At 44.0% G+C, this 23,336-nt stretch carries 17 protein-coding genes; 14 read left to right on the top strand and 3 right to left on the bottom strand.

What is annotated here, in order from left to right; translation table 11 throughout:
- Positions 1 to 15 precede the first annotated feature (15 nt).
- The 3 genes from BLW31_RS07575 (at position 16) to BLW31_RS07565 (ending at position 5,480) form a co-directional block, all read left to right on the top strand.
- Positions 16 to 753: a DUF1573 domain-containing protein gene (locus BLW31_RS07575; RefSeq protein ID WP_010537397.1), complete on the top strand. Its 738-nt coding sequence runs from the start codon at positions 16 to 18 to the stop codon at positions 751 to 753.
- A gap of 76 nt (positions 754 to 829) precedes the next feature.
- Positions 830 to 2,713: an alpha-L-fucosidase gene (locus tag BLW31_RS07570; protein WP_010537398.1), complete on the top strand. Its 1,884-nt coding sequence runs from the start codon at positions 830 to 832 to the stop codon at positions 2,711 to 2,713.
- A 397-nt stretch (positions 2,714 to 3,110) separates the two neighbouring features.
- Entirely contained in the window at positions 3,111 to 5,480 is a 2,370-nt protein-coding gene (locus tag BLW31_RS07565; protein WP_029425454.1) for a glycoside hydrolase family 3 N-terminal domain-containing protein, read from the top strand.
- 77 nt (positions 5,481 to 5,557) lie between these two features.
- Here BLW31_RS07565 and BLW31_RS07560 read toward each other — a convergent pair whose 3' ends face one another.
- A complete protein-coding gene (locus BLW31_RS07560) occupies positions 5,558 to 6,034 on the bottom strand; it encodes a Dps family protein (protein ID WP_008760417.1) in 477 nt (158 codons plus the stop codon).
- Between the two features lie 137 nt (positions 6,035 to 6,171).
- Here BLW31_RS07560 and BLW31_RS07555 point away from each other — a divergent pair, with 137 nt between their 5' ends.
- Positions 6,172 to 7,098, top strand: a complete 927-nt coding sequence (locus tag BLW31_RS07555) for a hydrogen peroxide-inducible genes activator (RefSeq protein ID WP_010537400.1) — start codon at positions 6,172 to 6,174, stop codon at positions 7,096 to 7,098.
- 6 nt (positions 7,099 to 7,104) lie between these two features.
- On the opposite strand, the gene BLW31_RS07550 is transcribed toward BLW31_RS07555, so the two are convergent.
- Complete coding sequence (locus BLW31_RS07550) at positions 7,105 to 8,037, bottom strand: DMT family transporter (protein ID WP_010537401.1); 933 nt, start codon at positions 8,035 to 8,037, stop codon at positions 7,105 to 7,107.
- 121 nt (positions 8,038 to 8,158) lie between these two features.
- Between BLW31_RS07550 and BLW31_RS07545 the strand changes: the two genes are divergently transcribed.
- Positions 8,159 to 8,848: an MIP family channel protein gene (locus BLW31_RS07545; protein ID WP_010537402.1), complete on the top strand. Its 690-nt coding sequence runs from the start codon at positions 8,159 to 8,161 to the stop codon at positions 8,846 to 8,848.
- 118 nt (positions 8,849 to 8,966) lie between these two features.
- Here the strand turns inward: BLW31_RS07545 and BLW31_RS07540 are convergent, their stop codons facing one another.
- Positions 8,967 to 9,686, bottom strand: a complete 720-nt coding sequence (locus BLW31_RS07540; protein WP_010537403.1) for a NigD1/NigD2 family lipoprotein — start codon at positions 9,684 to 9,686, stop codon at positions 8,967 to 8,969.
- A gap of 179 nt (positions 9,687 to 9,865) precedes the next feature.
- Between BLW31_RS07540 and BLW31_RS07535 the strand changes: the two genes are divergently transcribed.
- The 9 genes from BLW31_RS07535 (at position 9,866) to BLW31_RS07495 (ending at position 23,266) form a co-directional block, all read left to right on the top strand.
- A complete protein-coding gene (locus BLW31_RS07535) occupies positions 9,866 to 10,414 on the top strand; it encodes an RNA polymerase sigma factor (RefSeq protein WP_010537404.1) in 549 nt (182 codons plus the stop codon).
- A gap of 8 nt (positions 10,415 to 10,422) precedes the next feature.
- A complete protein-coding gene (locus BLW31_RS07530; protein WP_010537405.1) occupies positions 10,423 to 11,682 on the top strand; it encodes an outer membrane beta-barrel protein in 1,260 nt (419 codons plus the stop codon).
- A 169-nt stretch (positions 11,683 to 11,851) separates the two neighbouring features.
- A complete protein-coding gene (locus BLW31_RS07525) occupies positions 11,852 to 12,472 on the top strand; it encodes an RNA polymerase sigma-70 factor (protein WP_008760424.1) in 621 nt (206 codons plus the stop codon).
- 128 nt (positions 12,473 to 12,600) lie between these two features.
- Entirely contained in the window at positions 12,601 to 13,596 is a 996-nt protein-coding gene (locus BLW31_RS07520; RefSeq protein WP_022300921.1) for a FecR family protein, read from the top strand.
- Positions 13,597 to 13,641: 45 nt separating this feature from the next.
- Complete coding sequence (locus BLW31_RS07515; RefSeq protein ID WP_010537407.1) at positions 13,642 to 16,890, top strand: TonB-dependent receptor; 3,249 nt, start codon at positions 13,642 to 13,644, stop codon at positions 16,888 to 16,890.
- Between the two features lie 23 nt (positions 16,891 to 16,913).
- Positions 16,914 to 18,380: a RagB/SusD family nutrient uptake outer membrane protein gene (locus BLW31_RS07510; protein ID WP_022300919.1), complete on the top strand. Its 1,467-nt coding sequence runs from the start codon at positions 16,914 to 16,916 to the stop codon at positions 18,378 to 18,380.
- 33 nt (positions 18,381 to 18,413) lie between these two features.
- A complete protein-coding gene (locus BLW31_RS07505; protein ID WP_010537409.1) occupies positions 18,414 to 19,451 on the top strand; it encodes a cadherin repeat domain-containing protein in 1,038 nt (345 codons plus the stop codon).
- A 10-nt stretch (positions 19,452 to 19,461) separates the two neighbouring features.
- A complete protein-coding gene (locus tag BLW31_RS07500; protein WP_010537410.1) occupies positions 19,462 to 21,177 on the top strand; it encodes a DUF4091 domain-containing protein in 1,716 nt (571 codons plus the stop codon).
- Positions 21,178 to 21,190: 13 nt separating this feature from the next.
- Complete coding sequence (locus BLW31_RS07495; RefSeq protein WP_010537411.1) at positions 21,191 to 23,266, top strand: family 20 glycosylhydrolase; 2,076 nt, start codon at positions 21,191 to 21,193, stop codon at positions 23,264 to 23,266.
- The last annotated feature ends 70 nt before the right edge of the window (positions 23,267 to 23,336 follow it).

Below are 23,336 nucleotides of genomic sequence, written 5' to 3'. Positions count from 1 at the left end.
CCATACTTGTAGATTATGAAAATATTGATTCTATCCATTACCTTTTTATTCCTTGTGCTCTTTCCTTCGATGGCGCAAGAGCCCCGGCTTTCTGACGAACTGGTGTTTGAAGAGCGCGTCTTTGATTTTGGAGAAATAAAGGAAGAAGACGGATTGGTTTCACATGAATTTGAGTTTAGGAATGTCAGTCAGAAAGTTCTTTCTATCAATGGGGTAACGAGTGGTTGTGGTTGTGTACAGTTTGAATATCCTAAAGAACCGCTTCGCCCCAATGCCACAGGGAAAGTGAAAGTGACTTACAATCCGGCTTACCGACCGGGATTCTTCAGTAAGGAAGTCGTTGTTTTGAGCAATAACAATGCGAACTACAACCGCATCTGGGTAAAGGGTACTGTCATTCCCTGCCAACATCCGGTATCGGAGAACTATCCGTATGAGTATGGTAGCGGACTTTGGATGAACTTTGAAGTAATGGCATTCGGCACGATAGGCAAAGGTGGTACGAAAACGATGAAATTGAAATATGTAAATGATACCGATCATGATATGCAACTGATGTTTGTGGTGATAGGTGGAAATACGGATATTAAGTTTACCAGTCCCCGCATGGTGAAAGCCCGTGAAGAAGGTGTGATGCCTGTTGAATATCAATATTCCGGCAGGTTTCCGGCTGTAACACGTGTCTATCCCGTGATCAACGGACGGGCACTCGTGAAACCGTTGGTGATAACATGTGCCGATCCGGTTGATTAGTAATATAATATTTCCTATCTTAGCACCGACAAATAAAATCATCTGAAAAGATAAAACTATAAATGAATCAAATACCATGAAGAAACCCCCAATCGTAACCAGCATTTCTACAGCAGTCTTTAGTCTATTTTTGGCAGGATGTCAGAGTGTTCCCGCACCGGAAGCTATTTTACCTGTTCCTCAGGAAAAGCAAGTAAATTGGCAGAAGATGGAAACTTATGCCTTTGTGCATTTCGGTCTCAATACTTTCAATGACCGGGAATGGGGCTATGGCGACTCCGATCCGAAAACGTTTAATCCGGCTCGTCTGGACTGTGAGCAATGGGTGCAGACCTTTGTCAACTCCGGTATGAAAGGAGTGATCCTGACAGCCAAACATCATGACGGCTTCTGCCTGTGGCCTACACAACTGACAGAATATTGCATCCGGAATACTCCTTACAAAGACGGTAAAGGTGATATTGTACGCGAACTTTCTGATGCCTGCAAGAAGTACGGTATCAAGTTTGCCGTTTATCTCTCTCCATGGGACAGGCATCAGGCAAATTATGGTACGCTGGAGTATGTGGATTATTTCTATAAGCAGTTGAATGAATTGCTCACTAATTATGGAGACGTCTTTGAAATCTGGTTCGATGGAGCCAATGGAGGCGACGGTTGGTACGGAGGAGCAAAAGATGTACGTACCATCGACCGTAAAACGTACTATGATTATCCGCGTGCTTACAAGATGATTGATGAACTGCAACCACAGGCGGTGATCTTCTCGGATGGCGGACCGGGGTGCCGTTGGGTAGGAAATGAGAGTGGATTTGCCGGAGCTACCAACTGGTCTTTCCTTCGGGCAGGCGAGGTATATCCGGGATATCCCAAATATAGAGAATTGCAGTATGGCCATGCCGACGGTAATCAATGGGTAGCAGCGGAATGTGATGTTTCCATCCGTCCGGGATGGTTCTATCATCCTGAAGAAGATGATAAAGTAAAAACAGTCGATCAACTGACGGACTTGTACTATCGTAGTGTGGGGCATAATGCGACTTTATTATTGAACTTCCCGGTAGATCGTAACGGTTTGATTCATCCGACCGATTCATTGAATGCAGTTTCTTTCCATCAAAGAGTTCAGAAAGAGTTGGCAGATAATTTGTTGAGCAGTGCAAAAGTCGTAGCTTCCGATGAGCGTGGAGGAAAATTCAAGGTTCGTGCCGCAACGGATGGACAGTATGAAACTTATTGGGCGACCAACGACGGAGTGACTTCCGCTGATCTGACTTTTACTTTCACTCAGCCGACGAAGATGAACCGGGTGATGATTCAAGAGTACATACCTTTGGGGCAACGGGTGAAGTCTTTTGTTGTAGAATACAAGGAGGGAGACCAATGGCTGCCGGTTAAATGTAACGAGGAAACTACCACCGTAGGCTACAAACGTCTGTTACGCTTTGAAACGGTCGAAACGGAAGAACTGCGCATAAGGTTTACCGATGCCCGCGGATGCTTGTGTATCAGTGAGGCAGGAGCTTATTATGCACCCGATGCAACGGAGAATTATACATCGGCAACTTCAGAATTGAGGACTTTCCCCTTTGCGATTTTAGGGGTGGATGCAGAAGAAGCAAAGAAATGCAGTGACAAAAACGATCAGACTACCGCTCTTATCTCAGGGAAAGAAATCGTGATTGACCTTGGCGAAAATCGTACCATTCATTCATTTTACTATTTGCCTGACCAAAGTGAATACAGTAAAGGGCTGATTTCATCGTACGAACTGTCTGCCGGTACTACCGAAGAGACGATGCAAGTCGTAGCTCAGGGAGAATTTTCGAATATCCGTAATAATCCGATTCTTCAGAATGTGTACTTTAGTCCGGTTGAGGCTCGCTATCTTAGGTTAAAAGCGACTCGAATGGTGGATGAAAGCGATTCTTTGGGAATAGCGGAGATAGGATGTCAATAATCTCTCTCTAGAATACTTTTTGTTTTATCTGCACCATCTGTCACCAGCCTTTTTATTGGTTTGATTTAATGTGGTGTATAGTGTTGCAGATACTTGTTGCAGATGTGTTGCAGATAAATTATCTGCAACATAAGGGATTGTTATATCTCAGTGCGGTCTCTTGGTGCATTCTTTTTGAATGAATAGTACCTTTGATTTGTTTCAACCGGAGGAACATTTAGTTTCATGCCTTGAAACTAATAGTTTCAAGCGTTGAAACCAAAAGTTTCAAGTAATGAAACTAAATGTTTCTTCCCAATGAAACTAAAGTTTCTCCTGCTTGGAAACTAAAGTTCCATCGCATGAAACAACAATGGAACCTGCGGGAAGTTATTTTTATATTATATCATATAGCATTATGACACAGCGATTATCTATTTTAATCATAGGATTGATAATGAATATCGGGGCTTTTGCCCAATCCTCTCTGCCACTTTATAAAAATCCGCTCCTGTCTGTTGACGAACGGGTGAAAGATTTGCTTTCACGCATGACTTTAGAGGAAAAGGTCGGACAACTATTATCTCCTCTTGGCTGGGAAATGTACGAAATAAAGGACGATGAAGTGTACCCTTCTGAAAAGTTTAAAAAACTAATAAAAGAAAAGAACGCAGGTATGCTGTGGGCGACTTATCGTGCTGATCCCTGGACTAGGAAGACCCTGGAGAACGGACTTCGCCCCGAACTGGCAGCCAAAGCCGGTAATGCATTGCAGAAATATGCAATAGAAAATACCCGTTTGGGTATTCCCGTATTTTTGGCTGAAGAAGCACCTCATGGACATATGGCGATTGGGACAACAGTCTTTCCTACCGGCATAGGGATGTCGGCAACTTGGTCGCCGACATTGATAGAAGAAGTGGGAAAGGCGATTGCTAAAGAGATTCGTTCACAGGGTGCGCATATAAGTTATGGGCCTGTACTGGATTTGTCTCGTGACCCTCGCTGGTCGCGTGTAGAGGAAACCTTCGGCGAAGATCCCGTATTGAGTGGACGCTTGGGAGCTGCGATGGTCACGGGATTAGGAAGCGGAGATTTATCCCGGGAGCATGCTACCATAGCTACTTTGAAGCATTTTCTGGCTTATGCGGTGCCGGAAGGCGGACAAAACGGAAACTATGCATCAGTAGGGGCCCGGGACCTGCATGAGAACTTCCTTCCTCCTTTTCGGGAAGCGATAGAGGCAGGAGCACTCTCTGTGATGACTTCTTACAATTCAATAGATGGTATTCCCTGTACGGCAAATCATTATTTGCTGACACAATTATTACGTAATGAGTGGAAATTTCGTGGATTTGTTGTTTCCGACTTATATAGTATCGAAGGTATTCACGAAAGTCATTTCGTTGCTTCCACTATGGAAGAAGCGGCTGTACAGGCACTATCTGCCGGAGTCGATATAGATTTGGGTGGTGATGCGTTTATGAATCTGTTGCAAGCTGTCAGGTCTGGAAAACTGGATGAAACGCAGATTAATGCAGCTGTAGACCGGATATTACGGATGAAGTTTGAAATGGGATTGTTTGAACATCCTTATGTAAATCCGAAAACGACTACGAAAATGGTGCGTAATAAGGAGCACGTCAAACTGGCACGCAAAGTAGCGCAATCGTCTGTAGTATTGTTGGAGAATAAGAATTCTATTCTTCCTTTAAGTAAGAAAATAAAAAGAGTGGCGGTCGTCGGACCGAATGCAGACAATCGTTATAACATGCTGGGAGACTATACAGCACCACAAGAAGATAAGGACATAAGAACCGTATTGGATGGAGTTATCTCTAAACTCTCTCCCTCCAGAGTGGAGTACGTGCGTGGATGTGCTATCCGTGATACTACTGTGAATGAGATAGCGGAGGCAGTTGAAGCAGCACACCGTTCGGAAGTCATAATAGCGGTAGTAGGAGGCTCCAGCGCACGTGATTTCAAGACGAGCTATCAAGAAACGGGCGCGGCAATCGCAGACGAAAAGAGCATCAGCGATATGGAATGTGGTGAGGGCTTTGACAGGGCTACTCTGACCTTACTGGGAAAACAGCAGGACTTGCTGAATGCACTGAAAACCACCGGAAAACCATTGATTGTTGTCTATATAGAAGGGCGCCCGTTAGACAAAGTCTGGGCATCCGAGTGTGCCGATGCATTGCTGACCGCTTCTTATCCGGGGCAGGCAGGAGGGGATGCAATAGCCGATGTCTTGTTTGGTGACTATAATCCTGCCGGGCGATTACCGGTTTCTGTTCCCCGTTCTGTTGGACAGATACCTGTTTATTATAATAAAAAAGCTCCTCGCAATCATGATTATGTCGAAATGGCCGCTTCTCCGCTCTATGGTTTTGGCTATGGTTTGAGTTATACCACTTTCGAATATTCGGATTTGCAAATAACACAGAAATCCCCTTGTCATTTCGAAGTCTCATTTAAGGTAAAAAATACCGGGAACTATGACGGTGAAGAAGTTGCGCAACTTTATCTGAAAGATGAGTACGCTTCGGTAGTCCAGCCCCTGAAGCAATTAAAGCATTTTGAACGTTTCTTTCTGAGAAAAGGAGAGGAGAAAGAAATTCTTTTCACCCTAACCGAAAAAGATTTGTCCATTATCGACCGGAGTATGAAGCGTGTGGTGGAAACTGGAGATTTCCGGATAATGATTGGTGCTTCTTCGGATGACATAAGACTAACAACTCATATTTCGGTGAAGTCTGTGTCCGGAAGTAAGAACCTGAGATAAGGTTATAAATTAAAAGCGAGTGTATCAGATATAACTCTGAGGCACCCGCTTTTTCACTTAAAACCTAAACCTTATATTTACTTGCTGTTATAAGCCGTCAGCATCCAAACCATCTTTTCCTGTTCTTTCAGATAATCACTCATCATCGAAACTGTCACTTCGTCTCCGGCTTGCGAAGCGATAGACAAAATCTTACGTTCTTCACCAATCAGATAGCTGATAGACTGCAGAATGTTATTCAATGCTTGTTCGCCGTTGCTTACCTTATCCACTTCATTGATGTTTGCCACTTTCAGATAGTCGCTGAACTTGTTAGCCGGAGTTCCTCCCAGCATTAAGATACGTTCTGCGATTTCGTCCACCTTTTCAGCGGTGTCGTCATACATCTTTTCGAATTGGCTGTGAAGTACGAAGAAGTCATGTCCTTTGATATTCCAGTGGAAACCGCGGAGGTTGGTGTAATACACTTGGAAGTCTGCCAGTAATTGCTGCAAAGATGCTACTACGTTGTTTGCTCCCGATTCATTCAATTTGATAAATTCTAAAGTTTTCATATTCTATTTGTTTTTAATGATTTATATTCGTTTTCTTTTTTTCTGTACTGCAAAGATAAGGCGGAAAATGCTTGTTGTCAAACTGAAAATTTCTATCTTTGCATAGAAGAAATCTATAACTTAATCTGATTTGATAGATGACAATACAACAATTGGAGTATATTTTAGCAGTGGACCAGTTTCGTCATTTTGCCCGGGCAGCCGAATATTGCCGGGTGACACAGCCTACGTTGAGTGCAATGATTCAGAAATTGGAAGAGGAATTAGGAGTAAAGTTATTCGACCGTACCGTACAGCCTGTCTGTCCCACAGCGATTGGAGAAAAGATAATTGATCAGGCACGTGTTATCCTGGCACAGACTGCGCAGGTGAAAGAAATAATCAGTGAAGAAAAGCAGTCGCTGGCAGGTGTATTCCGTTTGGGAGTATTGCCAACCATAGCTCCTTATTTACTACCTCGTTTCTTTCCTCAACTGATGGAAAAGCATCCGGAACTGGACATCCGTGTCACGGAAATGAAAACACAGGATATTCAGCAGGCGTTGCATGCCGGAGAACTTGATGCCGCAATCATAGCAAGCAAACTGGAGGATACCTTCCTGAAAGAAGAAACTCTTTTCTATGAAACATTCTTCGGGTATGTATCTTGCAAGGAACCTCTGTTCAAGCATGAGATGATCCGTACTTCCGATATAACAGGCGAACGCCTTTGGCTGTTGGACGAGGGGCATTGTTTCCGTGACCAGCTGGTACGTTTCTGTCAGATGGAAACGGTAAAAGTCAATCAGATGGCCTACCATTTGGGAAGCATGGAAACGTTTATGCGTATGGTGGAAAGTGGAAAAGGGATTACTTTTATTCCCGAGTTGGCTGTTTCACAACTGACAGAAGAACAAAAGAAATTAGTACGCCCATTTGCTATTCCCCGTCCTACACGGCAGATTGTACTGGCAACCAGCAGGGATTTTATCAGGCATAGCTTGCTGAATGTTCTGAAAGAAGAGATTCTGGCAGCTATACCCAAAGAAATGCAGTCTTTGCAATCCATTCAATATTTATTGTAAGATTCCTTATCCCTGTATGTCGCTTTTGGCTCTATTGTGCTTCAGCCATTGAGCTATTTCGGCTCCCTTAAAATAAATAATGAGGGAGCTGACTATAATAATCATTCCGGCAACGGTACTGAATGTCGGATATTCTCCCGGAAGCATTATCCAGCTCAGTACGGCACCCAATATCGGGTTGATTAACCTGCACATATTGATATCACTAACTTTAGCTCCTTTACTTTGCAAAGCGATAAACCAGAAACTGAACGCAAAAACCGAGATAAATACCAGAATGGAAAGGCTGATATAGAATCCGGCAGGTTTCCCGATAAAGGAGTGATATCCTTCCGTACCTAGTCCTACCATGTAGATAAGCAGTCCCCCGAAGAACATCTGTACAGCATTCAGGAAAATAGGGTTTACCTTACCTTTGTCTTCTGATACGGAAATCGCGGAATACCCCTGAAAAATGATACTAAGCAGTAAAAGTACAATACCCGTGATCCCTTTCCAGTCCAGTGGTGCGCCATTGCTGCCCATACCTACGATAAGTAACAGGCCGATGAGGCTGATAATAAGACTAATGATTTTGTGAATATTCAGCCGGTCATTGCTTGCCAGCAGATGAGCTAACAGTACATTGATCAGTGGCGTCATTCCCATAATAATGGAAGAAATAGCTCCGCTTACGAAATCGACACCAAAATAGAAAGCTGTGTACCCCATAAACATATTAATCAGAATCAAATTCAGAAACAATTTACTGTGTTGCCGAATCTCCTTCCACATACCCTTGTGCCAGGTATAAGCGAAAAGAATGATACCTACGGTAGTAAATCGGATACCTGCAAAGTTCATAGGAGAAAAGTCATAGCTCAACCCTTGTTTGATGAACGGATTGACGATAGCCCATAGTACAGAGGCCAATATAGCATAAAATAGTCCTTTTTTCATTGGATCGTTTGGATGGTTTTATTCAAAAATGTCGCAAAGATAGTAATAATTAGGCATATACGTTTTGAATTCTGGTCTTAATTCTTTATATTTGAGGAATCAACCATTTTTATTTAGTAATATGAAAAAATACATTGCAGAAATGATTGGGACGATGGTGCTCGTTCTGATGGGATGTGGAAGTGCTGTTTTTGCCGGTAGTATGGCCGGTACTGTAGGAGCCGGAGTAGGAACAGTCGGTGTTGCTTTGGCATTTGGACTTTCAGTAGTGGCGATGGCGTATGCTATCGGAGGTATCTCGGGATGTCACATCAATCCTGCTATTACGTTAGGGGTATTCCTTTCGGGACGTATGAATGGAAAAGATGCAGGCATGTATATGCTTTTCCAGGTGATAGGAGCGATTATCGGTTCGGCTATTCTTTACGCATTAGTGACTACCGGTGGGCACGACGGACCGACAGCTACCGGTTCCAATGGTTTCGGTGATGGCGAAATGTTACAGGCATTCATTGCAGAAGTCGTGTTTACTTTCATTTTCGTATTAGTGGTGCTGGGATCTACCGATCCGAGGAAAGGGGCGGGCGCTTTCGCAGGGCTTGCTATCGGGCTTTCGCTGGTATTGGTACATATCGTATGTATCCCTATTACGGGTACTTCCGTCAATCCGGCACGTAGTATCGGTCCGGCATTGTTCCAGGGTGGAGAAGCGTTGTCGCAGTTGTGGCTGTTTATTGTAGCACCGTTTGTAGGAGCGGCTGTCAGTGCACTCGTCTGGAATTATTTCGGTGACAAAAATGAAAAGAAATAATAAGAAGAAATAAACGGATCACTTCATGATAAAATTAAGGGCGAGAGTTTCACAACTGTCGCCCTCTTTTGCGTAATTATATATTATAATAAAAAGAGTGTTTCTATAATTACTAGATTTAATTGGATGAGGGGAATTTCACTTCATAGAATTTTTCCCCGTTATATAAGGTTTTGACACGTATTCTGAGTCCTTTCTTACCTTTCATCTGATCTTGAATCTTGTCCAGTTTGAAAGATATATACCCTTCGCCCAGACGGTCGGCGGTATCGCCTTCGTCGTTATGCCGGAATTCAAGATTGATATACTCATCGTTGGCATCATCGGCAGCAGGTTCAGCTTCCTTGTTGTTGATGACCAGATTCAGGAAATGTTTCTTATCCTCGCTATGCGTACCGTAATATTGGAATTCGATTGTCAGATATTTCTTGTCTTGGGTAATCCACATATAAGTGGAATTGATTTTATCGTCTCCGATCTTCTCTTCCGTATTTTCTCCTTCTCCCATAGTTACGATTTCTTTGGTCAGGATCTCTTTTATTTCTCTTACCTGAATATTATAGTCATATCCCTTCACCGGTTCTTCCAGTTCTTTGAATATGACAAAGGCGCGTTGCCCGTCTTTACTCTTGTCACTGATCCATCCATTTCCATTACTCGGGAACATTGTTTTTCCATCGTCCAGGGTGAAATAGAAATCCTTGCTATCCGGGCTGATCAGATTAATGGTGCTGATGACCAGCGAATCGGATGGAGAGTCATCATCCAGACAAGACTGAAATATCGGCATGGTGGTCATAACAGCAATTATAAATGCAATGAATTTAAATTTCTTCATATACTATAAAAATGATTTTTAATTGATACTATTTAGTTGCTTTGTATTTTGAAAATGCAGAAGGGGAGAAAATATTGCATTTGGATCTGTTAAAGAAACAAAAGTTGCAAAAGAGTTGTTCTCTCTGTGCAGTATTTCTATCTTTGCTGCATTTATAAGGTAAACACGTGTATAAGCAAATGGAAGAATTTGAGTTGTCGGAACAATGCAGGCTGGGAAATAATCGAGCCCGCAAAGAATTGTATGAGCACTATGGAGGGCGTTTGCTTGGCGTCTGTCTGCGCTATACAGGCGACCGTGATACAGCTCAGGACCTGCTTCACGATGGTTTTATAAAAATATTCAGTTCTTTCGACAAGTTCGCCTGGCGGGGTGAAGGCTCATTACGGGCTTGGATGGAACGGGTGATGGTCAATACTGCTTTACAGTATCTTCGCAAAAGTGATGTAATCAGTCAGTCGACACCTTTGGAGGAAGTTCCCGAAGACTACGAGGGACCCGACGCTTCGGCTGTTGAGATGATTCCGCAAGCAGTATTGATGCGATTTATCGAAGAGTTGCCGGCAGGATACCGTACCGTGTTCAACCTTTATACCTTCGAGGAAAAGTCGCATAAGGAAATAGCACAGTTATTAGGTATTAATGAAAAGTCTTCGGCTTCGCAATTATTTCGGGCGAAGAGCGTGTTGGCTAAGAGAGTAAAAGAATGGATAATGAATAACGGATAGGTAGAGATATGGAAGAGAAAGAATTATGGATGAATAAGTTGAAGGAGAAGCTCGGGGATTACTCGGAGCCGCTTCCTGCTTCCGGTTGGGAACAACTGGAAAAAGAACTTATGCCTCCTGTGGAGAGGAAGATATATCCTTATCGTAAATGGACGGTAGCCGCTGCGGCTGTCATTTTATTGGCTTTGGTGTCATCGGTCAGCCTGTATTTCCTCGGGACTCCTGCTGCTGATGAAATTCGTCATGCCAAGACTCCGGCGTTAGCCTCTGTACCGGATGTTTTGCCGGATGCGCAGCAACCGGATATGACAGGAACAACGGTAGAACCGGTAGTGCGTCCGGTAGTGAAGAACCGTATCGCGAAAGCAGAACGGAACATTCCCCAGCCGACGGCAAATATCGACGAACCGGTGAAGAAAGAAGAGCAGCAACCTTCGGAACTGAACGCTCAGACCGGCGACCAGAAAGAAAAAGAAGAAGTGGAACCGGTGGAAGAAACGAAGGCCGCCCAGCATAAGCCCGCAGATACGGAACAACCGAGAAATAAGCCACGCCGCCCTTCCAGCAGAGACAAACTGCATATTCCGGCAGAAAAGGCATCTTCACAGAAAGGCACATGGTCGATGGGACTTTCGGTAGGTAACTCCGGTGGTGCTTCTACAGAGTTGGGATCGGGCATTCCTTCTTATATGTCCCGTGTGAGCATGGTATCGGTTTCGAATGGTTTGCTGAGCATACCAAGTGACCAGACGTTGGTCTTTGAAGATGGAGTGCCTTATTTGCGTCAGGCCAATCAGGTGGTTGATATGAAACACCATCAGCCTATCTCTTTTGGATTATCCGTCCGTAAGAGTCTGGCGAAAGGTTTTTCTGTTGAGACAGGGTTGACTTACACTTTGCTTTCTTCGGATGCAAAGTTTGCGGACAGCGACCAGAAGACAGAACAGAAACTGCATTATCTGGGTATTCCGTTAAAAGCAAACTGGAACTTCCTTGATAAGAAACTGTTTACTCTTTATGTATCCGGTGGAGGTATGATTGAGAAATGTGTTTATGGTAAGCTGGGCACAGAGAAGGAAACTGTGAAACCTTTGCAATTCTCCGTCTCCGGTGCAGTCGGCGCACAGTTTAATGCCACCAAACGGGTAGGTATATACGTAGAACCCGGTGTTGCTTATTTCTTTGATGACGGTTCTGATGTACAGACCATCCGTAAGGAAAATCCGTTCAACTTCAATATTCAGGCGGGTATCCGACTTACTTATTAGTCAATATAGTTGAGCTATATATTTTAAAAGCGATATTTTACCAATAACGGTTAAAATATCGCTTTTAAAGTTTTATATGCAGAAACTCTGCTGAAAAATCGGAAATCTGAGAAAATATTAATATCATTGTCATCTGTAACTTTATACCTTTGTTTCAAAATACGACACTATGGTTGATTTTTCAGATGAAAAGTTCTTATTAGACGAGATCAGAAAAGGTAATAATCAGGCATTTGAATATCTTTTTAAGGCTTATTATCCCCGTTTGCGCGGCTATGCTATTCGTTTCGTGGAAGATGAAGAGACGGCTCGTGATATTATTCAGGAGTGTTTTCTGCGTTTTTGGGAGAAGCGGGAGTTGTTGTCGGCTGTATCGGTCACCTCCTTACTTTTTGCAATGGTACGCAATGGATGCCTGAATTATTTGAAGCATCTTTCCATTGTCGAGAAACATCAGATAGAATATCTTGCATCCATTGATGGTGAAGAAAGGCTCTATTATGCCGACTTCACACTAGATGCAGAGCACAAACTACTATATGACGAATTACAGGAACAAATCAACCTTGTCATTGGGCAGCTGCCCGAGCGTTCGCGGGAAATCTTTCTGATGAGCCGTTTCAAAGGACTGAAGAATCGTGAAATTGCAGATAAACTTCAGATATCGACTACGGCAGTCGAGAAGCACATAGCGAAAGCATTGAAAAGCTTCTCCAAACACTTCAAAGACAAGTATCCGGTAGACATTTATATTATGATTGTTGCTTGGGTGATTATGAATAATAAATAAAAGAGGAAAATATAAACCATTGATAATTAGATTGGAAGAGCAGGAACTGAAAAATTCCTGCTTTTTTCTTTGTATGGGTGGTTGGGTAAAAGAAATAATAGTTGTTACATCTTATAGAAAGTGAAATTATGGAAGAAAAGAAAAACATTCGTGAGTTGGCCGTTCAGTATTTCGAAGGAAGAATCCGGCGAAAAGACGAAAAACTATTGTTTGAGTATGTCGGACAAAGTGAAGCAAATCGCACGGCATTCAGACAGTGGGAAAAGGAATGGATTGCTTCGGGCATTACCGATTCCAATACCACGAAGGAGTGGGAGACATTACAACGCAAAATCCGCACGCAGGAAGCCATTATCCCGATGCTGGGTATTTCGAAAACGAGATTTTCCGTCTGGCGAAAAGTGGCTGCTGTTGCAGCTATCGTACTTCTGACTATAGGAGGAACCCTCGGTGTATGGCAACTCTCTTCTTCATTGCAACCGGAAACGTATTTTGTATGCGAAACTCCCTATGGAGAGAAGAGTAAAGTCATTCTGTCTGACGGTACAGTCGTTTGGCTTAATGCAGGCTCCACACTGAAGTATTCGAACAAGTTCAATACCGCCAATCGCAGAGTCGAACTGAACGGTGAGGGATATTTTGAAGTCACCAAGAAAGCGGGAGCTACTTTCATCGTGCAGACACATGGATATGACATCGTTGTGAAAGGAACGAAGTTCGACGTATCCACCTATGATGATGATCCTTTCATTTCCACCACTTTACTCGAAGGGTCGGTCGAACTGAATTATAAAGGCAGTCCGATAATGATGTCTCCTGGAGAGTCCATGAGATTGAACGTAGAAACTGGAAAATTCATCCGTACCCAAGTAAACGCTTCACAATCAAAAGCGTGGGCGGAGAACCGTATAGAATTTGATCACATTACATTGAAGGAACTGGTTGCAAAACTATCCCGACAATATGATGTGAATATTCGGCTGGAATCGGAAGCTGTAGGAGACAAGACATTCCGTATTTCTCTGCGCAACAGAGAAACAATCGGAGAGGTGATGACGGCTTTGCAAAAGATTATCCCGATAGCCGTCGAACGTAAAGGCAAGGATATATATATCAGAGAATAATTTCCATTTCGTAACAACTATTATTAAATTAAATCGAGAAAAACTATGAACAACCGAAAGAGCTTATTACGGCTGCTTCTTTTAGTTTCATTCTGTCTGGCGACAGTGACTTTGCACGCCCAGGTCATCAACAAGACATTCAAGAATGAAACACTGAAGACAGTATTGAAAGAAGTTGAGCAACAAACAGGTTTATCTGTCATCTATAAGACAGATGAAGTGAACGAGAATAAAAGAATTACGGCAACTTTCAAAAATGCATCATTGGATGAGGTGCTGAATAAAGTCTTGGATAAGGATTTGACTTATAAGTTGCAAAACAAGATGATAGTCATCTTGAAAAAGACGCAGAAACCTCATGACGGCAGTACAAAGAAGAACATCAAAGGAACCGTCGTGGATGATAAGGGCGAACCGATCATTGGGGCCAGCGTGGTAGTGAAAGGAACTTCAACCGGAATAATTACGGACCTTGACGGAAACTACACTATAAATGAGGTATCGGAAGATGCCTGGATTTCAGTCTCCTATATCGGTTATCAGAGTGTGGAACTTCGAGCTGCCGATAGTAAGAATCTGCTTCGGATTGTCCTGAAGGAAGACACTAAAGTATTGGATGAAGTAGTTGTCGTGGGGTATGGTGTACAAAAGAAAAGTGATATCACCGGTTCCGTTTCTTCCGTAAAGTCAGCAGAGCTATTGTCAGCTCCTAATGCCAGTACTGCGCAGGCATTGCAAGGACGTGTGGCAGGTGTTGTTGTGCAGAATTCCAGTGGTGCTCCTTCGGGATCGGCAACGATCCGCATCCGTGGAGCCAACTCGCTGACTTATGGAAATGATCCTTTGATCATAATCGATGGTGTTCAAGATGGGAATATCGGGAGCTTGAATCCTAATCAGATAGAATCCATAGAAGTATTGAAAGATGCCGCAGCCCTTTCTGTCTATGGTTCGAAAGGTGCGAACGGTGTTATTCTGGTGACAACTAAAAATGGGAAAACCGGAAAGCCGCAGGTGTCTTACAACGGTTTTGTTTCATTTGATGAAGTACGGAAAACCTTGCCTGCATTGAATGCAAAAGAATATGCCCTGCTGATGAATGAGGCTCAGGAAGAGAATGGGCTCAATCCTGTTTTTGGGCCGGATGAGATTCCGTTGGAAGGAAACAGTACGGACTGGCAGGATAAGATTTTTCGGAATGCGGTTTCCCAATCACATAACATCAGTATCAGTGGAGCGAAAGAAAGCATTTCTTATTTCATAGCTGGAGGATATACCAATAAAGATGGCATTGTGCAGAATACCAATTTTAAACAATATACTTTTCGTGCAAACTTTAAAGTTCAGGCTACATCCCGTTTGAATTTGTCGCTGAATACGTTTGCCTCTTATGACGAGACGCACAATGGAGATTATGAACAGGCTATTAATGCAGCACTTCAATGGTCGCCTACGAAACGCATCTATGATCCCGATAGTGAAGGAGGATATACACAGCCGGGTGGAGGAATAGGACCGGTTTCATTGTACAATCCGGTGGGGTATGCTTTGGAGATAGTGGACGATAAATCCGTTGCTTCTTTTAATGCTTCTTTAATGGGAGAATATAAATTCTGGGATTTCCTCAAATTATCTTCTTTGTTTTCATATAAGACTCATAGCGATACCAATGGGTATTTTGATAATCAGCGTGTCAATAATGGCGATATTAGAGATATTAACGGAAGTAAGGCCCAATCACGCTATATTGCTTTGCAAAGTACCAGTATTCTGACTTTTGATAAGGCTTTTGGCGATCATACCGTTCAGGCTACCGGAGTATACGAAGTATTGAAGGATAATTATCAGAGCACATCTGCATCTTCCAGAGGAATCCCGGTGGGAATGGGATATAATGGAGTGCAGTTCGGTTCTATTTTGCAGGCCCCTTGGGTGGAGTATTCTACTACAGTGATGCAGTCTTTTATGGGTCGTGTGAATTATAGTTATAAGAATAAATACATGTTTTCCGGATCGGTTCGTTATGATGGAGCCAGCCAGTTGGCAGAAGGAAACAAATACGACAATTTTACAGCATTTTCATTAGGATGGAATCTTATGGAAGAGAAGTTTATGAAAAGGCTGAAAGATATGGTACCGGAGTTTAAAATTCGCGGGAGTTACGGTACGGTAGGCAATGCGGCAGTGCCCGCTTACTCTTCTCATTTAAAGTTTTATCCGGGCATGGACGATAGCGGAAACCCGACTTTAGCCATATCAGATTTAGGCAATGAAAATCTGAAATGGGAACGTACCCGTGAGTTGAACATCGGTATAGACAGTCGGTGGTGGGGAGGGCGTTTGAGTTTCTCAGCCGAATATTATAACAAGAAAACCACAGACCTGTTGATGTGGCAGAAAGTACCTTCGGTATTGGGTGTCAGTTCCATCCTTACCAATGTCGGTTCCGTGTCCAATAAAGGATTTGATATCATGTTGGGTGGCATTCCTGTCTCTACCAAACATTTTAAATGGGACATAAATTATACATTGAATATCAATAAAAATAAGATTCTCGAACTGGACGGGCTCTCCAATACGCTTATTACAACCGGTGCCGATTATCCGGGATTGGTGGGTTCTTATGTCCAGATGGTGGGACAACCGATGGGCACATTCCTCGGATATACCTTTGCCGGTGTTTGGCAGAAATCAGAAGTTTCGACGGCTGCGCTTTACGGAGCAAAGCCCGGAGATGCCAAATATGTAGATATCAACCGTGATGGAAAAATAGATAAGGATGATATAGGCATTATCGGTAATGCCCAGCCGAAGTTGAGCTTCGGATTCAACAATACATTTACGATTTTTGATTTCGACCTGAATATTTTCTGTCAGGGAGTATCCGGTAATGACATTTATAATCAGAATCGTATCCGGCGTGAGACTTATTCGTCAGATGCATTCCCGACCAGTACGGTTATGAAAAATCATTGGACACCGGAAAATCCGACAAATATTCCTGCTTTTTCGGGAGCAGAGTATGTTAATTCTTCCCGTTGGGTGGAGAAGGGAGACTATTTGCGCTTGAAAAATATCACATTGGGCTATCGTATTCCGCACAAGATACTGTCAAAAATAGGATGTTCTTCCGCCCGTATCTATGTCAGTGCCAATAATCTATGGACAATAACCAATTATTCGGGATTTGATCCGGAAGCAAGTATGGGAGCAGACTCGGATGCGGCAGGCGTGGACCGTGGTGTGTATCCTTCGTCAAAGAGTTTCCTTGTAGGGTTGGATATTTCGTTTTAATGATCATTTAATAATAACAGACTATGAATTGTACACTTATAAAAAAGAGCTGCGTCGGATTATTGGCGATAATATTAAGTACGAGTTGTGCCGATTTGACAGAGAATCTTACCGGACAGCCAACTGTCGATAAGTTCTTCCAGACACTGACCGACTTCAATAGCTATATCACAGGAGCCTATACCCCCTTAATCCTTTTATATGGTACCGATATGCCCTATGCGGCCAGTGCAGGTGCCGAAGATGTAAATACCCCCGTCATCAGATGGAAAGGATTCGAACAGGTTAACATTAACACAGTAGGAAATCCGGACGAAGTGACGGATGAGTTATGGAACTCATATTACACAAGTATTAGCGCGTGCAATACATTGATAAAGATTATCGGTGAGAACACGAAATTATCTCCCGACGAATTGTCCCCGATTGGCGGGGAAGCCCATTTCTTGCGTGCTTTTAATTACTTCCAGTTGGTGCGTTGGTTTGGCGAAGTGCCATTGTTGACGGAGGAAAATCAGGATAATGCGGCAAAAGAGCCTCAGGCGAGTGTTGCCCGGATTTACGAGCAGATAGTTTCTGATTTGAAGAATGCAGAGTTGACATTGCCTCTTTCACAGGATGATCCGAGCCGTCCCAGCCGTTGGGCGGCAAAAGCGTTGCTGGCAAAAGTCTATTTGACAATGGCGGGATTTCCGTTGAATGAGACTTCCTGTTATGCGCTGGCACGTGATAAGGCTAATGAAGTAATTAGTGAAAAGGTCTATACCTTAGAAAAAGTATATTCCCAATTGTGGTTATGGAGCAACCGTAAAATAAACTCCGAATTTATCTTTGCGCTTTATGCCAGTTCGGACAATGCAACAGGCAGTTATATCCATCAGGCCGTGCGTCCTACGGATCACGGAGAAAACGGTTGGGCAGATTGGACCAGTGACAAACGCTTTCTGGAAACTTTTCCCGTAGGAGATGGCAGCCGTTTGAGCGGGACTTTTTATACTCGGATGAGAGACGGTGCTTCGTGGGAAGATACCAATGTGGCACAGCCTTATGTGGGAAAGTACCGGGATGCGGGTCCAAAGAGCGGAGGATATTCAGGGATAGCTACAGCTAATAAAGCGGACGGATTTTTCTGTATGTTACGCTATGCCGATGTGTTGCTGATCTACGCGGAAGCCGCTAATCTGGCAGAGGGCAGCCCTTCAAAAGCAGCATACGATGCTATCAATGAAGTCCGCGAACGGGCAGGACTGACTAAACTATCGGGACTGACTCCGGCACAGTTTGACAAGGCGGTATTGGACGAACGTAACTGGGAATTGGCTTTTGAATGTAATCGTTGGTTCGATTTGTGCCGTCGTCATATTCTGAAGGAGACTTTGGAAGCTTATTATCCGGAGGCAAAGATTGACGACCACAATTATCTTCTACCGAAACCGAGCGACCAGATGACTATCATGACCGGTATTGTTCAGAACCCCGGATACAATTAAACGTCAATAACATAATCGAAAAGAAAGAATGATATGAAAAGAAATATAACTTTGATTTTAACCACTTTGTGTCTGGCGATAGGAGTCGTTGCTTGCAGTGAAGATTCTTATCCGGAGAATCCTACCCTTGTTTCGCCTATTTCGGGATTAGTCTTGGAAGTGAACGGAACGGACTATGTGGCTACCCCTCTGTTGCAGGAGGATGGTTTGTTGAGTAAAACATTGTTGGTGGCAGTCAATCAGCCTTCCACTACTGCCATAGTGAAACAGATAGACGTTTCCGACCCTTCGGCTACGGTCAATATAAATGTGGGAGATGTGATTACTTTCAGGAATAACCAATTTGCATTGGAATGGACGAAGGGGACACAAGCTGAGACTTTTCTACTGGAGATGAGTTATAATCCTCCTCCGGTAATGTATTTGGTAATGTCGGGTGAGAAAGGAGATTACTATGGCCTGAATACAGAAACGGCACAGACCATTGCTTCCATTACCTATAATAATCTGTTTGAAGGATATATAGACTTGACAAATACGAGCTGGAACAACATCGGCTTGGTGCAATCCGACCAGTCCGCCTATTTTGATGTTAGCGCCGGATTGGGCGGCGGACAATCTTATGGTACTTTAGCGATGGTGGAGAAACCCTCTCCGGGAACCGGCTATTATCCGTGTGACGGGCCTTGGGGAGACTGGACAACTACTGGAGGTAATGCCTCGATTGTTTCTCCCGGCATCTGGAAAGTTAATTTTGACCTCACTACCCGTCAGATCGTTTTACTGGAGACACAATGGGCTGTTACGGGGACAGCCGCAGGAACGGTGAAAGCAATGGTCTACAATTCTGACACCCGCAAGTGGTCTTTGACGACAGAACTTGCAGCCGGAAAATTGAAATTTACCACTATTCCGGTCTCTGCCGGTGATCCGACTGTAACGTATGGGGCGTCCGATGGTATTGTCAGACTGTCGGAGACAGGGACGGATATTACTATCGACGAAGCTGGCACGTACCGGATAGAATTAGACTTGAGTACACCTTTTTATGATTATACTATAACGAGATAAATCAACAATTATGAAGAAATTCTTATTAAGCAGTATATTTTTGTTTTCACTGGCTTATGGAGTAATAGCCTGTACCGAGGGGTTGCCAACCGACAACTGGGAAGAACCTGTCGTTCCCGTAGATCCTGCCGTTACTACCCTGCGGGGTTCGTTCGAAAGTAAGTTTGTGAGATACTCCAAAGGTCAGCAACACGAAGCTCAGATGGAAGAAGCGAAGATCGTCACCCTTTGGAAAGACACCCTTTGGCAGAACGACCGTACACACAAACAGATAGTGTTATGGTCAGGAGATAAAAAATATGACGACCTCACTTATGAAGTTTCGGATCTGGTGAGCGACGCGAACAGCATCTCTGCCTCCAATATCCGACTTCGTTTCCCTTCTTATATAAAGGGAGACGATCAGGCACTCGATTGTGGAAATTATGAGAGCCGCACCACTACCTTGATTGCCGATGCCCTTTCCGAAGTACCCGTCACAACGCTCACCACTCAAGATCCCGTTAAGATATGGGTGACCATAAACACGCCGGCAGATGCCGTACCGGGCATATATACCGGAACCATTCAGGTGAAATCAGCCAATGAAGTGAAGCAGAAGTTTAATCTGGAATTGCTTGTCGTAGATCATCAGTTGCCTGCGGTAGCCGATTGGAGTTTCCATCTTGATTTATGGCAGTTCCCTTTCCAATTGACAACTCTGTGTCGGGACAACGGAGAAAATGTCGTTCCTTTCTCCGACGAATATTTTGCGATGATGAAGCCGTTTTATCAACTGTTGGCAGATGCCGGGCAGAAGGTAATCACCACGTATATCAAGGACGGTGCTTTCAATAGCGGACAAACGATGGTGAAGTGGTCGAAAAACAGTTCCGACGAGTGGATATTCGACTATACCGATTTTGATAAATATGTCGGGAAAATGATGGAATGGGGAATCAATAAACAGATCAGCTGTTTTTCTTTGGCCGGATGGAAGACGTCTGTCGGATATAAAGACGCGTCGGGCACGGACCGGACATTGGAACTCACCATCGGTACGGAAGAATACAAGACAGTGTGGTCTGCTTTCCTGACTTCTTTCAAGACGCATCTGCAAGAAAAAGGCTGGTTTGACAAAACCGTGCTTTATATGGATGAGATTAAAGAAGACGGTATGAAGTCAATCATAGCTTTAATCAAAGAGAACGATGCGAACTGGAAAATAGGACTGTCGGGAGGAAATGTCGACAGCGGGATAGAGAACAGCCTGTATGATTATTCGACCATTTTAGGCTACGAGCGCCAGTCGGACAATGCCGTTTCTACCTTCTACACCAGTTGCTCGCAGCAATACCCGAACAACTACGTTACGGCGCAAACCAATCCGGCAGAAATGTCGTGGATGGCGTGGTATGCGCTGGCAAAAGGATTTGACGGATATCTGCGCTGGGCATACGATTACTGGACACAGTCTGACCCTACCAGTGCACAGGATAGAAGTAATGCGTCCGGCGACTTCAATATGATTTATCGCAGCGAAAATACCGCCGCCGCTGTTCCCATCTCCAGCATCCGTCTGGAACTGCTGCGGGAAGGCATTCAGGATTTTGAGAAGGCACGTATACTGAACAACGGACAACTGGACGCAGCTATCCGCAATTTCACCTCTGCTTCGGGGCGTGAAGCCGCCAAGTGGGTAGGAATAGCCGAAGGAACATTGAAAGAACTATCTGCAAATGATTAAACAGAAATAGATAATGAAGAAATTAAAGAATAAAATAGCTTTCGTACTGCTGTTTATACTTGTCTCCGCCATGTCGCAGGCAAAGGGATTGGACCCACGTTTTCAGATACTCCCTTTACCCCAGAACATAGAGATATTGAAAGGGCAGGGGATAGCAGGTAGTGAACTGGGATATATCGTATCGAAAGGCGAAAGTAAAATCCCCGTTTTAGGAACATTGCTGGACGCTTTACCCCGCATTGAAAAACAAGGAGCAGGTATTACACTTTCCCTGTCGGAACAGAACACACCCGAATCTCCGGAAGGATATACGCTGGAAATCACATCCCGGGGAGTAACGATCCAATCGCGTGGACAAGCAGGATTGTTCTACGGTTGTCAGACCTTGGAACAACTAATGGAGGATAGTCGTGACCTTCGTATCCCTATTCCATGTCTCCGAATGACGGATTATCCCGAAATCTCTTACCGTGCCGTTCACTTTGATACGAAGCATCATCTGGACCGGGCGGAATACTACTATCGGACCATTGATAAACTGGCCCGCTATAAGGTAAATGCCATCATTTGGGAAGTGGAAGACAAGCTGCGCTATACCCGCCGTCCCGAAGTGGGCGCCCCCAATGCCATCAGCAAACAAGAGATGCAGGCTATCAGTCGCTATGCCAAAGAACGTAATATTGAAATCAGTCCCTTAGTACAAGGATTGGGACACGCCGGCTTTATCCTGAAACGCCATTGGGAACTGCGGGAAAATCCGTATAGTGACTGGGAGTTCTGTCCTTCCGACCCGCGTACCTATGAGTTACAGTTTGATCTTTACCGGGATGCGATGGAAGCCATGCCTGATGGCAAGTATCTTCATATCGGTGGAGATGAAATAACGGCTATCGGCATAGACGAACGTTGTAAAGCGACCGGAAAAACAGCTTTTGAATTGCAGATGATCTGGCTCAAAAAGGTCTGTGACTTTGCTGTGGAACATGGCAGAACTCCCATCTTCTGGGATGATATGCCTTTGAAATATGCCGACCTTTGGTGGTTGTTGCATCGCCCGCTCACCGATGATGAAATTCGTAAGAACTGGAATACCTCCCGGCTGGACGAAGCTATCAAGATGTTCCCGAAGAATTGCATCTATATGCGTTGGCATTACGAAGACCCTACCGTCTTGTCCCATCAGATGCTCCTGGAATGGTATCATAAGAATGGACTGAATGTAATGGGAGCTACCGCCGCAGCGACCGGCGAGACCCCATTCATGCCCAGAAACAACTCCAGGGCACAATATATTAAAGATTTCTGCAAACTTGTTTCTCAGAATCAGTTGAAGGGCATCCTTGCCACGGCTTGGGATGATGCCTCTGCCCATTGGGAAACGGTGATGCGCGGACTTATAGCACAGGGCGAATATAGTTGGCATCCGGACGGGCGGACTGTGGATGAGTTTATCCGGGCGCACGCCCGGAGGGAGTTCGGATTGTCCGGTCAGCAAATGGAGTTTCTGACGGAAATGGAGAAAGCTGCTTTCTTCTTTGATCAGGCATTAGTCGTTTCCGGCACGCGAAATCCTGCTTGGGGAGTATCGGAAACATTCCGGTTGCTGGATTTGCCGGATTCGGAGAAACCGGGAGAATGGAAGCGGAAATATCAGGGAAGACTGGATACCGTCCGCATTGAATCGGCGCGTTATGAGAAGATTTGTAAAGGCTTGAAAGTAGCTGAACAGGCAGCTTTACGCAATCGCTACACGTTGGATATTTATAAGCAGACGAACGAACTGTTTCACTATCCGGTGAAATTGTTGGAAATTTTAGAGGTTTATGACAGTACAAAAAACGATGAAGAACGTCTTCAAGCATTAGTAAGGATAGGTGACGTTTGTAACTCCTTCAAAAGTATGCGTGCTGAATTTGAAAAGACTTATTCGCAAACTCGTTTTATGGAGAGTCCGGAGGGGTATATTGCCGACCAGAACCACCATCATCACTTGTCTGCTTTAAGTAACAACAGTGACTGGATATTTCTGTATGAAATGCCGATGGTAGAAAAAGTGGAAAGATGGTTGAAGGAACAGAAAGATAACTAACCTTAGATTTTAAATATCGTATTGTTCCGTGGAGAGCAATACAGCGTAGTGTTTTGGAGGTATTAGTCAC

The organism is Bacteroides faecis MAJ27 (genome assembly GCF_900106755.1).
In the GTDB taxonomy this organism is placed as follows: domain Bacteria; phylum Bacteroidota; class Bacteroidia; order Bacteroidales; family Bacteroidaceae; genus Bacteroides; species Bacteroides faecis.
The sequence above is the reverse complement of the archived record's forward strand: the minus strand, read 5'-3'. Positions and strand labels throughout refer to the sequence as shown.

Excerpts from the sequence above, each read along its gene's own strand:
- BLW31_RS07575 (WP_010537397.1), top strand. The coding sequence starts at position 16 with ATGAAAATATTGATTCTATCCATTACCTTTTTATTCCTTGTGCTCTTT.
- BLW31_RS07570 (WP_010537398.1), top strand. The coding sequence starts at position 830 with ATGAAGAAACCCCCAATCGTAACCAGCATTTCTACAGCAGTCTTTAGT.
- BLW31_RS07565 (WP_029425454.1), top strand. The coding sequence starts at position 3,111 with ATGACACAGCGATTATCTATTTTAATCATAGGATTGATAATGAATATC.
- BLW31_RS07560 (WP_008760417.1), bottom strand. The coding sequence starts at position 6,034 with ATGAAAACTTTAGAATTTATCAAATTGAATGAATCGGGAGCAAACAAC.
- BLW31_RS07555 (WP_010537400.1), top strand. The coding sequence starts at position 6,172 with ATGACAATACAACAATTGGAGTATATTTTAGCAGTGGACCAGTTTCGT.
- BLW31_RS07550 (WP_010537401.1), bottom strand. The coding sequence starts at position 8,037 with ATGAAAAAAGGACTATTTTATGCTATATTGGCCTCTGTACTATGGGCT.
- BLW31_RS07545 (WP_010537402.1), top strand. The coding sequence starts at position 8,159 with ATGAAAAAATACATTGCAGAAATGATTGGGACGATGGTGCTCGTTCTG.
- BLW31_RS07540 (WP_010537403.1), bottom strand. The coding sequence starts at position 9,686 with ATGAAGAAATTTAAATTCATTGCATTTATAATTGCTGTTATGACCACC.
- BLW31_RS07535 (WP_010537404.1), top strand. The coding sequence starts at position 9,866 with ATGGAAGAATTTGAGTTGTCGGAACAATGCAGGCTGGGAAATAATCGA.
- BLW31_RS07530 (WP_010537405.1), top strand. The coding sequence starts at position 10,423 with ATGGAAGAGAAAGAATTATGGATGAATAAGTTGAAGGAGAAGCTCGGG.
- BLW31_RS07525 (WP_008760424.1), top strand. The coding sequence starts at position 11,852 with ATGGTTGATTTTTCAGATGAAAAGTTCTTATTAGACGAGATCAGAAAA.
- BLW31_RS07520 (WP_022300921.1), top strand. The coding sequence starts at position 12,601 with ATGGAAGAAAAGAAAAACATTCGTGAGTTGGCCGTTCAGTATTTCGAA.
- BLW31_RS07515 (WP_010537407.1), top strand. The coding sequence starts at position 13,642 with ATGAACAACCGAAAGAGCTTATTACGGCTGCTTCTTTTAGTTTCATTC.
- BLW31_RS07510 (WP_022300919.1), top strand. The coding sequence starts at position 16,914 with ATGAATTGTACACTTATAAAAAAGAGCTGCGTCGGATTATTGGCGATA.
- BLW31_RS07505 (WP_010537409.1), top strand. The coding sequence starts at position 18,414 with ATGAAAAGAAATATAACTTTGATTTTAACCACTTTGTGTCTGGCGATA.
- BLW31_RS07500 (WP_010537410.1), top strand. The coding sequence starts at position 19,462 with ATGAAGAAATTCTTATTAAGCAGTATATTTTTGTTTTCACTGGCTTAT.
- BLW31_RS07495 (WP_010537411.1), top strand. The coding sequence starts at position 21,191 with ATGAAGAAATTAAAGAATAAAATAGCTTTCGTACTGCTGTTTATACTT.